This is a genomic window from Streptomyces sp. NPDC093225, from assembly GCF_044753805.1.
Taxonomy (GTDB): Bacteria; Actinomycetota; Actinomycetes; order Streptomycetales; family Streptomycetaceae; genus Streptomyces.
Genome location: NZ_JBIVNX010000032.1, coordinates 12,834 through 24,974, shown reverse-complemented (window position 1 = coordinate 24,974; position 12,141 = coordinate 12,834). Strand labels below are relative to the sequence as shown.

Sequence of the window (12,141 nt, the reverse complement as noted above, 5' to 3'; positions counted from 1 at the left end):
CCTGGGGTTGTGGCCGATCCATTGGGTGCTTGGTCTTGCCTTCGCGGGCGCGGCCCTCGCAGCCACCGTGACGTTCTACGCCGGGTGGAGACTGCTGGGCGTCCAAGGCTTGGCGCCCGAGCAGCACATCGGCTCCGCGCAACTGTTCGATCTCGTTAAGCTGTCCTTCGGTGTCGTTGCAGGAGCGGGCGCCCTGGTCGCCTTGGTCAATGGCTATCGGCGACAGCGCGTCGACGAGGCGCGGCATCGCGTTGACGAGGCTGCAGCCCTGCGCGAAGAGACACGATTGCACACCGAACGCTTCACCGCCGCCATCGCTCAACTCGGCGAACCGGCAGAGGCCGTCCGACTCGGTGCCGTGCATGCCCTGGCAGGGCTCGCCGACGACGCACCCACCTCCGGCTTGCGCCAGACCTGTATCGACGTGCTGTGCTCCTTCCTTCGCCTGCCCTTCACCGCCGAGGCGGACGGGCCCGACGATGACGCTAGCGCCCGGAATGCCTACCTGGCTCTGCGGGAAGTGCGGCACACGGTCATCCGGCTCATCCGGGACCACCTTCGTCTGCTCCCGGAGCATCCACACTCGTGGCAAGGGTTTCACTTCGACTTCACGAGTGTCGCCTTTGACGGGGGCGACTTCAGCGGCGCGAAGTTCTCCGGTGCCAGGGTCGACTTCAAAGACACGATCTTCTCAGGCGCGAGGGTAGACTTCAGGCGTTCGTCGTTCTGCGACGGCGAGGTCACCTTCCATGGCGCAATGTTCTCCGACTGCGAGGTCGACTTCAGGGGCGCGACCTTCAAAGGCGCCAAGGTCGACTTCAGCTCAACAACCTTCGACGCTTCGGTCTCCTTCCGCGATGCCACCTTTTCCGATGGCTCGGTGACCTTCGACGGCGCCATGTTCCTCGGCTCCCACGTCGATTTCTGTAGCTCGTTCTCCGGAGGCTCTGTCTCTCTTGGTGCGGAGTTCTCGGGCGATACGGTGTCCTTCCGCGGCGCGTCGTTCGCCGGTTCCGAGGTCAGCTTCGACAGCACCAACTTCTCCGGCTCCACGGCGACCTTCCGCGGTGCGAACTTCTCCGGCGGGACGGTGCACTACGACGGTACGAGGTTCTCGGAAGGCAAGGTGACGTTCCGCGGAGCCGCGTTCTCGGGCGCAGACATCACCTTCCATGACGCGAAGTTCTCCGGTGGCAAAGTTGACCTGTCGGCTGCGGTCGGCCAACCGCCATCGGGGCTTGTGCCAGCGCACGGGGAGAATCTCCCCGATGGGCTGATCCTGCCTCCCGAGTGGTACCCCACGAAGCCCTGAGTCGGGGCGAGGCGGGTCGACAGGGGCGTCGCCACTTTGCCCGAGTATGAACGCTGGTCGGCGTCGGCGCCATGGCGATCACGACGCTGACGAGCCTCGCTCTCGTCCGGTACCAACCCGTAAGTCGGATGCACTCGTCCCGACACTGCGCGCCTCCGCGGCGAGTTCGCGTCGTCCCGTCGGGCCCGCTCGCGCAGCCGGCTCGCCGGTCCGCCACCGGAGCATATGGCAGGATCATGAACATGACGGACGCGAGGGCGCGACGTATCGCTGTGCAGCACGTCGGTACGACATGGGCCGCCAGAGGGATCATCCACGCCATGGACGGTGAACGGTTCCTCCTGAGCAGGGGATCCAGGATGGAGGTCCACCGGCGTGACACCTTCTTCGCCCTGGGCGCCGTGCGTCCCCTGTCGGAGGTGGAGCTGCCGTCCATGGTGCGGGGCGCGGTGACGCCTGACGGCGGTTTCGTGCTCTGCGGGGAGTTCCGCGTCTGGTGCGTGGCCCCGGACGGCAGCACCCGTTGGGAACTCCCCGACGGCATCTGGCCCGACGGCGTCCGCGGCGACCGGGTCCGGGGAGACGTGACGGTGAGTCCGGACGGATCGCTGGCGGCCGTGGTGAAGTCGACGCTCGTCATCGATCCCGCCGTGCCGGCCGTGCGCGGCGGCGACGGTCTGCCGGAGCCCCGGTACGGCCCGGACGTCCTGCTGCTCCTGGACACCGCGACCGGCGACGTGCTCGGCCGGCAGCCGCTGGACGTCCCGGCTCTGCTCACCGCGCACCACGTGTGGCATCCGGACGGATCCCGGCTCGCCGTGTCCTGCTGGGACTTCTGGGACAGCTGGATCACCCACTGGCTGACCGTCGGCGGTGACGGGCTGCGGGTGCTCGGCGGGGCGACGCTGGAGGAGGCCACGGCCTTCGTCCCGGGGTCGACGCGGCTGCTCACCATGCGGCGGGCCGAGGGCTTCGGCGGGTCCCGGGAATCCAACGAGTTGGCGTCGTACGACACGGACACCTCCGAGCGCCTCGCGGTGCAGGACGTCGGGGACCTGCTCGCCGGCTGGGCGGACCCTAGTGGGGCGCGTCCGTACGTCCTGGACGCCGAGCGGCTCATCCTGAGCGTCAATCCCCGTGACGGCGAAGAGGACACGCGGAGCAGGCACTGGCTGTGCGACGCGCACACCCTCCGTCCGCTCGGCCTCCTGGACTACTCCGAACACCCGGGCGCCGGGCATCCGGTGACGCCCCTCGAGGACGGCACCTGGCTCACCCGGCGCGGCAGACGGGTGGACCGCTGGGCCCTCGCCTGAGAGACACGGCCCTCGTCCGCGGGGCCGGGAGGCAGCGCAGCGTCGCCGCGCCGCCCGGCGGCCCGGGCCGGACGAGGAAGGCCGCCGGTGGCCGGGCGCCCGGAGAGGCCGGCCACCGGTGCCCGTGTGCGTCGCGGGGCGGCTCGGTGCGCGCCCGGGCGCGGCTGGTCCTCAGGTCAGGACGGGAAGCCGGGCCAGCCCGCGGACGAGGCGGGTGCGTCGCCATTCCAGTCGGTCGGGCGGGACGGCGAGGGCGATTCCGGGGAACCGGGTCAGGACCGCTCGCAGGGCGATCTCCAGCTCGGCCCTGGCCAAGGGGGCTCCGACACAGCGGTGGATACCGTGGCCGAACGCGAGATGGGCGGCCGCGTCCCGGTCCACGTCGAGGTGGTCCGGCGCCGGGAACCGGGCCGGGTCCCGGTTGGCCTCCCCCAGCGCGACCAGGACCGGGGCGCCCGCCGGGATCTCGGTGCCGCCGAGCGTGACGGCCTCCGTGGTGAACCGGAAGGTGGCCACGCTGACCGCCGGGTCGAGGCGGAGCAGTTCGTCCAGCGCGGCCGGGATCCGATCCGGGTCCTCCCGGAGGCGGTCCAGCACGGTCGGGTGCCGGAGCAGCGCCACGAGGGCGTTGCCGAGGGCGTTGGTGGTGGTCTCGTGTCCGGCCACGAGCAGCAGCACGGCCAGGGAGACCAGTTCCTCCTCGCTCAGGCGGTCCTCTCCGTCCCGAGCCGAGGCGAGCCGGTCCAGGAGCGAGCTGCCGGGGTCCCGTCGCCTGGCGGCGACGAGGTCCGCCATGTAGCCGGCCATCGCGTGCGAGGCCGCGTCGACGACGTCGGGCTGCCCCGCCGCGAACAGTTCTGCGGACCAGCGTCGGACCGCGGACCGGTCGGCCTGCGGCACGCCGAGCAGCTGGCAGATCACGATGACGGGCAGCGGTTCCGCCAGGCGGGCCACGAAATCGACCGGTTCGCCGACGGGCCACCGGTCCAGCAGCTCCTCGGTGACCCGGGCGATGTAGGGGCGCAGTTCGTCGACGGCCCCGGTCGTGAACGCCCCGGTCACCAGCTTCCGCAGCCGGGTGTGCCGCGGCGGGTCGCTGGCCAGCATGGTGCGGGACACCGCCGGATGCAGGCGGCGCCGCGACTCCTGGCCCGCGAAGAAGGCGGCCGTGTCCTTGGAGAGACGGGGGTCGGCGAGGGCTTTCCGGGCCTCCGCGTAGCCCGTGACGAGGTAGTTGACACGCCCTCCGGAACCGGCCGGCACCGGCCGCACCGGGCACGCGGACGGCGTGGCCCCGTACGTCGTCTCGGGGTCCCGGTGGACGTGCCCGCCCCTCGCGCCGTGCGGTCCCAGCCCCGACACCCCCTCCGTACGACCCGGCAACCTCCTCACAAAATAGCCGGTCGGCGCGCCCTTCCGCGGCGCCGGGCGGTCGGGGGCAGCCGATGCCTATCCGAGCCAGACGACGTCCAGGACGGACAGGTGCCGGGTGAGCCGGTTGATCACGTAGACGACGGACAGCTGCCCGACGGGCGCGGTCCGGACGTCTTCGCCCTCGGGGTCGCCGACGTCCCACTGGGGCCAGCCCCACGGGGAGCGCACCGCGATGTCCAGGACGTCGCGGACCGTCTCCCTCGCGTGCTCGGGGAGCGTGGTGAGTACCTTCGCGGCCTGCGGGGACAGGCGCACCGCCCACGGCCGGCCCTGTGCGCTCACGGGTTTCTCCATACGAGAGGTCGGTACTGGCGTGCGGGCGGCTCAGCCGGCGGGGTGGGCGTCCTCGGTGTTCCGGCAGAAGCGGCGGTCGCGCTCCGCCGCCCGTGTCCGCGGACCGGCCGAGCGCAGGACGACGTCCAGGGCCCGGTCCGGATCGGCGGCATAGCTGTTGCTGAACCACGCCATGTTCGCCTCGACCACCGCCCACCGGTCGGCGGCGCCGTGCTCGGGTGCGGACACGAGCCCGATGTCCACCACCACCGCGCTGGGCAGGCCGTCGCCGCACGTGGCCAGGAAGTCGTCCGCGAACGCGAGGGCCGCGTCCTCGTGGCGGTGCCCGTCGAGCGGCTCGGCGTGGAGACGGCCGAAGGTGGCGTACTGCGAACCGGTGCGGACCTCGCCGTCCAGCACGTACAGGCGAAACTCCGTCGCCCAGGTCACCACGTCGCTGATCTGCACCGGCACGTCCGCTGACAGCTCCGGTCGCGTCGGGAGGTGACGACCACTGGCGTAGACGGCGGCCGGGAAGCTCTTGTCGGTCGGCGGCTTGACGAACGCCGGTCGGGTCAGGCGGCGCGCCTCGCCCAGGGTCGCCATCGCGATGCTCCGTCCGGTGTACTCGTGGGGCAGCGTGGTCAGCCAGTCGTCGGCCGGCTCCAGGAGCGCGACCTCGAGGGCGTCCACGACGCGTGCCGCGAAGACGGGGCCGCCGTAGTAGTGGCCACCGCTCCTCCCCGCCACGGTGCCGGCACCGTCGTGGGCGGGAAGGACTTCCACGGCCATCCCCCGCCGGTGCGCCGCCGTCGAGAGCAGTTCGGATGTCGTGGTGTACTGCGGCGCCAGCGCCAGGAAACCATGTTTCGTCACGATCGCTGACGATGCCACCGATCCGGCCGGACAGTCCACACGGTTCGGCCCACGCCTCGGGGTTCGCTCGCGCCGAAGGCCTCGGCGTCGTGGAGGCGCTCCCTCGTTCTCCGGCCACGCACGTCTGCCCGCCGGGCCGCGCGTCGCACGACGGCACCCTCAGAGGGGGCGGGGTCAGGTGCAGCTCCTGTCGAAGGTGAGAGGGGTGGCGCGGGTGCTGGTGGTCCAGGTTCCCTGGTTGGTCTGGGAGATCAGGCGGTGGAAGAGGTTCCAGGCACCGGTCGGGCCGAGGACGTGGACGCAGGCCGCCTGGTTGACGGCTCGGGTGTAGAAGGGCTTGCCGTTGCGCCAGGCGCGGAAGCCGTGGTCGGGGAACTCGTCCGCGCTCGCCCTGAACGTGATCTTGTTGCGCGCGGGGAAGCTGACCCACAGGTCGGAGTCGATCGCCGGTGCGTGGCCGAGCCCCGGAAACCAGTCGACGAGGGGGTTGGGGGTGTGCAGGTCCAGGTGCACGCCCGTGGTGCCGGTGCGGGTGACCATGGCCTTCTCGGTGGGTCGTTGGGCCTCGGTGCAGTGCTTGGCGGTTCCGGGGACGGGGTCGATGACGAAGTCGCGGTGTGACGTGCCGAAGAGGGCCGCGGGGTCGTGGGTCGTCCTGATGCCGGAGACGGCGGTGCCGTCCCAGGTGAACTCGGCCCAGACGCGTCCGCGGTAGCTGCCGTCGAAGCCTCGGTGGTCGTCGCCGCGGAAGGTGGAGGTCTGCCGCAGGGGGCCGCTGACGACACCGCAGGCGTGCATCGAGTCCCCGCTGTTGACGTGCGGGAGGATCTCGGCCACCGGATGGACCGGGTCGACGACCCTGGGATGCGGGATCCAGGCAGCGGTTCCGGCACCGCCGCCGCCGACGCGGGCAGCAGGGCCGCGGCGCACAGCGCCACGACACCGGCCGCAAGGGTTCTCCGGCCGAACCGCTCGATGACCATCTGACCATCCCCCCGGATGCAGACGCCGGACCGGCGGGTGTTCGCGGGCACGCGACGCCGTGGGCCGACTCCTCGAGGATGCCCCATCGCGCACCGCTGCGTACCCCGAACCGGGCTTGTCACCGCTGGCGCCGGGGTGCCCCTGCGCGCAAGGGCGCCGCACGTGCGGTTCCCGTACGGGAAGCCGCGTGCAGCGCCCCCGGCGCACCGACGCAGGTGTCAGGTGTCGGCCGTCAGCCGGCCGTCAGGAGAGCTTCACGGCGTCCGGGTTCTCCTTCAGCCAGGCGCGTACCGCCTGCTGCTCCTTGCCCTTGCCGGTCTGCTGGATCTTCGCCTCCAGCCCCGTCAGCTGCTCCTCGGTGAGCTTGAAGTCGCGCAGCCAGCGCACCACCTCGGGCTCGTCCTCCGCGAGGCCCTTGCGGGCGAGGGTGTGGATGCCGTCGCCCTTGCCCCAGGCGCCCTTCGGGTCCCGGAGCTTGGTCAGGTGGTAGGAGGAGTACGCCCAGTGCGGGGACCACAGCACGACGGCGACGGGCTGCTCCTTCTCGTAGGCCCGCTTCAGTTCGGCGAGCATGCCCGGGGTCGATCCGTCGACGACCTGGTACTCACCGTCCAGGCCGTACTCCTTGAGGACCTGGTCCTTGAGGATCGACATCTCGCCGGCGCTCGGTTCGATGCCGATGATCCGGCCCTTGAACCGGTCGGACTTGCCCTTGAGGTCGGCGAGGGAGCGTACGTCCTTCACGTACGAGGGGACGGACAGCTCCAGGGACGTCGGGCCGTACCAGGAGCCGAGGTCCTCCAGCTCGTTCCGGTACTTCTCCCAGTACCGGGCGTGGGTGACGGGCAGCCAGGAGTCGGTCTGGAGGTCGATGCCGCCGCCGGCGAGGCCGGTGTAGAGCGCTCCGGCCTCCAGCTGGCGGGCGTCGACCTCGAAGCCGCGCCGTTCCAGGAGTTCCTTCCAGAGGAAGGTGGAGGCGATGCCCTCGTCCCAGGGGATGTACCCGAGGGAGAGGGTGCGGCCCTTGCCGGTGTTCGCGGCGCCCGCGGGGCCGTCCGGACCGGAGGTTCCGGTGAGGGTGTTCAGGGCGCCGGCGGCCAGGGCGAGGACGACGACCCCGGTGACGGCGTGGGCGGGCTGGGGCCGGTGGCTCCACAGCCGGGCCGCGCCGGTGGCGGCGGACCGGGCCCCGGCGAGGGCGCGCCGGCCGAGCGGGGAGACCTGGCGGCCCAGGGCGCCGGTCATGCGGTCGAGGTACATGGCCAGGACCACGATGGAGACGCCGGCTTCGAAGCCGAGGCCGATGTCGACGTTTCCGATGGCCCGGTAGACGGCGCCGCCCAGTCCGCCGCCGCCCACCATGCCGGCGATGACGACCATGGAGAGGCCGAGCATGATGACCTGGTTGACGCCGGCCATGATCGTGGGCAGGGCCAGCGGCAGCTGGAGGTGGAGCAGGGTGTCGCGCGGGGTGGTGCCGAAGGCCCGGGCCGCCTCGACGAGTTCGCCGTCGACCTGACGGATGCCGAGCTCGGTCATCCGCACGCCGGGCGGCAACGAGAAGATGACGGTGGCGATGATGCCGGGTACGACGCCCACGCCGAAGAAGACGATGCCGGGGATCAGGTAGACCATGGCCGGCATGGTCTGCATGAAGTCCAGTGCGGGGCGCAGGACGGCGCTGATCCGGTCGGAGCGGGCGGCGAGGATGCCGAGCGGGACGGCGGCCGCCAGGGTGAAGAGGGTGGCGACCAGGACCAGGGACAGCGTGGACATGGCCTCGGGCCACAGGCCGACGGAGTCGACGAGCGCGAGGGCGGCGAAGGCGAGCAGGCCGGCGAGCAGGCCGCGCAGCCACCAGGCGGCGACGGCCAGGATCCCCGCGAACAGCAGCGGGGCGGGGGCCGACAGCATCGCGCCGACGGCGTCGTCCAGGCCGGTGACCAGGGAGCCGATGGCGTCGAACAGCCAGGAGAGGTGGCGCTGGAGGAGGTCGACGCCGCTGTCGGCCCAGGCGCCGAGGTGCAGGCGGGGCATCAGGCGGCCACCTCCGTGCAGCGCAGCGGGGGGCGTTGCTCGTCGCCGATGAAGCCGACGAGGCGGCCCTGCGGCACGGAGCCGACGACGGCGCCGTCGGCTCCGGTGACGGCGACCGGGTGGGGGACGCGGGCGCTGACGGCGCACAGGTCGGCGAGCGGGGTGTCGGCACTCACCGTGGGGCAGCCGCAGGGGCGGGCGTCGACGGGGGTCGGTGCCATGACGGCGTCGGCCGTGAGCACGCGCGAGCGGTCGACGTCCTGGATGAAGGAGGCGACGTAGTCGTCGGCGGGGCGGGTGAGGATGTCCTCGCTGGTGCCCTGCTGGACGATGCGGCCGTCTCGCATGACGGCGATGCCGTCGCCGAGGCGCATGGCCTCGTTGAGGTCGTGGGTGATGAAGACGATGGTCTTCTTCAGGGTGCGCTGGAGTTCGAGGAGCTGGTCCTGCATGTCGCGGCGGATCAGCGGGTCGAGGGCGCTGAAGGACTCGTCCATGAGGAGCAGGTCGGCGTCGGTGGCCAGCGCGCGGGCCAGTCCCACGCGCTGCTGCATGCCGCCGGACAGCTCGTCGGGCCAGGACGTCTCCCAGCCGCCGAGCCCGCACAGCTCCAGGGCCTGCGCGGCCCTGCGCGCGCGCTCGGCCCGGGGGACGCCCTGGACCTCCAGTCCGTAGCCGGCGTTCTCCAGGACGTTGCGGTGCGGGAACAGCGCGAAGTGCTGGAAGACCATGCTGATCTTGGTGGCGCGGACGCGGCGCAGTTCGCGCGGGTCGAGGGCGGTGAGGTCCTCGCCGTCGAAGAGGACGCGTCCGGAGGTGGGTTCCAGGAGCCCGTTGAGCATGCGCAACAGGGTGGACTTGCCGGATCCCGACAGGCCCATGACGACGAAGATCTGACCCGGTTCCACTCGGAACGACGCATCGATGACGGCGGCCGTCGCGCCGTCGGCGCGCAGCGCCTCGCGGTCGGCGCCCTGTTCGAGCGCGCGGACCGCGGCCGCCGCACGGTCGGGGTTCCTTCCGAACGCCTTGTAGACGTGCTCGGTCTGGAGCGTGGACACATACACCTCGCGGGTCGTACCGGAAACGGCGCGCCGCCCTCCGGAGGGCCCGGGGGGCGGCGTGCCGTGGAGCGGGGCGGGATCGGCCCGCGTGCGCCCCGCGCCGGCAGCAAGCCGGAGTGTGGGGTTCCGCTCCGGTGGAGCCCCTGCCCGGCGTTCACCCCCGCAAACGCGATGGTGAGTTACCTCACGTGGCGGCCGCCCGTGCGCTCGCCACGGGTCCGACGTCAGGTCGGGCGGCGGATCCGGTCGACGACCCCGGTGGGTGGGCGGCGCCGGTCAGAGACCGCCGGTGTTGAGCAGCCGGTTGGGAGTGTCGAGGCGGACGCCGCGCAGGATGTTGCGGGTGGCCGTGCGGTCGAGCCAGCGGTGGACCTCGTTGGCCGTGGCGTGCGGGTGGGCCGACAGGTACAGGGCGATCACCCCGGTCGCGTGCGGCGCGGCCCAGGACGTCGCGCCCTCCTCCACCGTGGCCGTGCCGCCGCCGGCAAGGGCGGAGGTCACCTTCTGGCCGGGGGCGTACAGGTCCACGCACCGTCCGTAGCCCGATCCGTAGGAGCCGCTGTCGGTCCACGGGCGGTCCTTCGGGGTGGCGGCCGCCACGACGATCGTGCCCGGGACGCCGGCCGGGGAGTGCTTGCAGGCGTCGTCGTGGAAGTTGCCGGCGGACACCACCGTCGGGATCCCCGCGTCGACCATCTTCTTCACGGCCGCCTCCACGGCCGCCGACCGGCGGCCGAAGTTGAGGGACATGTTCACCACCGCGGGCCTCTTCGCGTGCGCGGTGACCCACTTGACGGACTTCACCACGGCCGCCTCGGCCGCCGCCGGGGAGCCGCCGCCCTCGCTCTCGCACAGGATTCCCTGGACCCGTACGAGCTCCGCCTTGGGTGCGACGCCGTACTTCGCCCCGGCGATGATGCCCGCGACGAACGTGCCGTGGCCCAGGCCCCCCTCGTCGAAGCAGTCCCGGGAGTCCTTCGGGCCCACGAAGTCGGCGCCGAGGCGGGCGCGTCCGCCGAACTCCTTGTGGGCGATGTCCATCCCGGTGTCGATCACGTAGACGTGGACGCCCTTGCCCGTGGCGGTGGTGGTGAACTTCCCGTTCAGCGGCCGCGACCGCTGGTCCAGGACGTCCAGGTTCCAGGGCACGCGCCGGGTGACGGGCGACGCCCCCGTCCGTACGGTCCCGGACATCACCCCCGCGGGGTCGGCGGACCTCGCCGCGGGCCCGGACGACGCCCCGCCCCCGAACGACGCGACCGCCTCCCCCTGCCCCGTCGCGGGATGCGTCCCGCCGCTTCCCCCGGCCGCCGTGCCGCCGGCCGCCGCGCCGCAGGCCGAAACCCCGAGCACGGTCGCGACGGCCACCGTCATGAGACCGGCCTTCGCCATGTTCCGCTTCACAACGCCCCCCACATCACCGCTTCGTCCGCACGTCATTGCCCAGGACGACCACGGAGGGCATGCGGTTCCGGCGGGGCGTTCGGCACGGCGGCGACGGCCGGGGCGATGCTGCGCCGCTAGTTGAGGCCGATCTCCTCGCACGCGGCCTTCAGTTCGTCGGTGCAGATCTCGGCCACCGTGTAGACGCCGTCGTTGACCACGGTGGACTTGATGTTGCTCCTGGTCAGCGCGACGCCCGGGACGAGCACCGACGGCACCCGCTTGGAGGTCGGGCTGTCGACGACCTGGTTGATGATGCCGTCGATCCGCTCGCCCTTGGCGAGCGTGACGGCCATCTCCGCGGCGGCCGCGGCTTCGGGGGCGTACGGCTTGTAGACGCTCATGTACTGGGTGCCCGCGACGATGCGCTGCACGCCGGCGATTTCGGCGTCCTGGCCGGTGACCGGGGGCAGGGGGGAGACGCCGGCCCTCTTGAGGGCGGTGATGATGCCGCCCGCCATGCCGTCGTTGGCCGAGTAGACGCCCACGATCGCGCTCTTGCCGAGCGATGCGATCGCGGCCGTCATGTGGGCGGTGGCGTTCTCCGGCTTCCAGTCGGCCGTGTCGTACTCCTTGCCGATGTTCACCGAGCCGTCGAGGACGGCGTGCGCGCTCTGCTTGAACTGCCGCGCGTTCGGGTCGGTGGGCGAGCCGTTCATCATGACGATCTGGCCGGACCTGGCCTTGCCGCCCAGCGCGTCCAGCAGCGCCTTGCCCTGGACCTTGCCGACGTCCTCGTTGTCGAACGAGGCGTACGCGTCGATCGGGCCCTCGGCCAGGCGGTCGTAGGCGACGACCGGGATGCCGGCGCGCTTGGCCTTCTTGACCGCGTCGGCGATGGCCTTGGAGTCCACCGCGTCGATGATCAGGACGTCCACCTTGGCGGCGATCATCGCGTCGACCTGCGTGCTCTGGACCGCCGCGTCCTGCTGGGCGTTGGCGTAGATCACCTTGCCCTTGCCCAGGGTGAAGTTGCGGACCTTCTTCTCGATGAGCGGCTTGTCGAACTTCTCGTAGCGCGCGGTCTCGTTCTCCGGAAGCAGGAGACCGACCTTGATCGCGTCGCCCTTGACGGACCCCGCGGGGCTCGCGTCGTCCTCCTCCGCGCCGCACGCGGCGAGCGAGACGGTGATCGCGCAAGCAGCGACGGCGACGGTGGCCCGCCCCAGACGTGTGTTCACTAGGTAAACCTCCCTGACGAGGCCGTGTCCATCGGCCGAGGTAGGCGAAGTCAACTCGCTACCGGGAGTAGCGTCAAGGAGTGAATTCTTAACGAGATGGCAACGTTGCCAAGATCCTCGATGCTCGGACATTTCACTACATCCTGGGCGGTTCCTCACCTTTGGAGCGAGGGGATCCGCTTCAACTTGTGAACTTGGCACGGGTGTTGTTCCACGCCGAG

At 71.6% G+C, this 12,141-nt stretch carries 10 protein-coding genes; 2 read left to right on the top strand and 8 right to left on the bottom strand.

The window, feature by feature from the left end; genetic code table 11:
- Positions 1-67 precede the first annotated feature (67 nt).
- Entirely contained in the window at positions 68-1,312 is a 1,245-nt protein-coding gene (locus tag ACIQCH_RS25875; protein ID WP_402584588.1) for a pentapeptide repeat-containing protein, read from the top strand.
- 320 nt (positions 1,313-1,632) lie between these two features.
- Positions 1,633-2,628: a hypothetical protein gene (locus ACIQCH_RS25870; RefSeq protein WP_402584586.1), complete on the top strand. Its 996-nt coding sequence runs from the start codon at positions 1,633-1,635 to the stop codon at positions 2,626-2,628.
- A gap of 171 nt (positions 2,629-2,799) precedes the next feature.
- Here the strand turns inward: ACIQCH_RS25870 and ACIQCH_RS25865 are convergent, their stop codons facing one another.
- The 8 genes from ACIQCH_RS25865 to ACIQCH_RS25830 all read right to left on the bottom strand — a co-directional run bounded on the left by ACIQCH_RS25865 (position 2,800) and on the right by ACIQCH_RS25830 (position 11,920).
- The gene (locus tag ACIQCH_RS25865) at positions 2,800-3,900 is read right to left on the bottom strand and encodes a cytochrome P450 (protein WP_402584712.1); all 1,101 of its coding nucleotides are present in this window, start codon (positions 3,898-3,900) and stop codon (positions 2,800-2,802) included.
- 177 nt (positions 3,901-4,077) lie between these two features.
- Positions 4,078-4,344 carry a hypothetical protein gene (locus ACIQCH_RS25860; protein ID WP_402584584.1) on the bottom strand — a complete coding sequence of 89 codons (267 nt, stop codon included), beginning with the start codon at positions 4,342-4,344 and terminating at the stop codon, positions 4,078-4,080.
- A gap of 42 nt (positions 4,345-4,386) precedes the next feature.
- Positions 4,387-5,214: an ATP-grasp domain-containing protein gene (locus tag ACIQCH_RS25855; RefSeq protein ID WP_402584710.1), complete on the bottom strand. Its 828-nt coding sequence runs from the start codon at positions 5,212-5,214 to the stop codon at positions 4,387-4,389.
- A 171-nt stretch (positions 5,215-5,385) separates the two neighbouring features.
- Positions 5,386-6,048 carry a hypothetical protein gene (locus ACIQCH_RS25850; protein ID WP_402584582.1) on the bottom strand — a complete coding sequence of 221 codons (663 nt, stop codon included), beginning with the start codon at positions 6,046-6,048 and terminating at the stop codon, positions 5,386-5,388.
- A 390-nt stretch (positions 6,049-6,438) separates the two neighbouring features.
- A complete protein-coding gene (locus tag ACIQCH_RS25845; protein ID WP_402584580.1) occupies positions 6,439-8,232 on the bottom strand; it encodes an ABC transporter permease/substrate binding protein in 1,794 nt (597 codons plus the stop codon).
- Positions 8,232-9,293 carry a glycine betaine/L-proline ABC transporter ATP-binding protein gene (locus tag ACIQCH_RS25840; RefSeq protein ID WP_402584579.1) on the bottom strand — a complete coding sequence of 354 codons (1,062 nt, stop codon included), beginning with the start codon at positions 9,291-9,293 and terminating at the stop codon, positions 8,232-8,234. The genes ACIQCH_RS25845 and ACIQCH_RS25840 overlap by 1 nt, the downstream gene beginning before the upstream one ends.
- A 279-nt stretch (positions 9,294-9,572) precedes the next feature.
- On the bottom strand, positions 9,573-10,688 hold the full coding sequence (locus tag ACIQCH_RS25835) for a S8 family peptidase (RefSeq protein ID WP_402584577.1): 1,116 nt from the start codon (positions 10,686-10,688) through the stop codon (positions 9,573-9,575).
- A 128-nt stretch (positions 10,689-10,816) separates the two neighbouring features.
- Positions 10,817-11,920: a sugar ABC transporter substrate-binding protein gene (locus ACIQCH_RS25830; RefSeq protein ID WP_402584575.1), complete on the bottom strand. Its 1,104-nt coding sequence runs from the start codon at positions 11,918-11,920 to the stop codon at positions 10,817-10,819.
- Positions 11,921-12,141: the final 221 nt, after the last annotated feature.

Coding starts and splice junctions, on each gene's coding strand:
- ACIQCH_RS25870 (WP_402584586.1), top strand. CDS start 1,633: ATGGACGGTGAACGGTTCCTCCTGAGCAGGGGATCCAGGATGGAGGTC.
- ACIQCH_RS25845 (WP_402584580.1), bottom strand. CDS start 8,232: ATGCCCCGCCTGCACCTCGGCGCCTGGGCCGACAGCGGCGTCGACCTC.
- ACIQCH_RS25835 (WP_402584577.1), bottom strand. CDS start 10,688: ATGGCGAAGGCCGGTCTCATGACGGTGGCCGTCGCGACCGTGCTCGGG.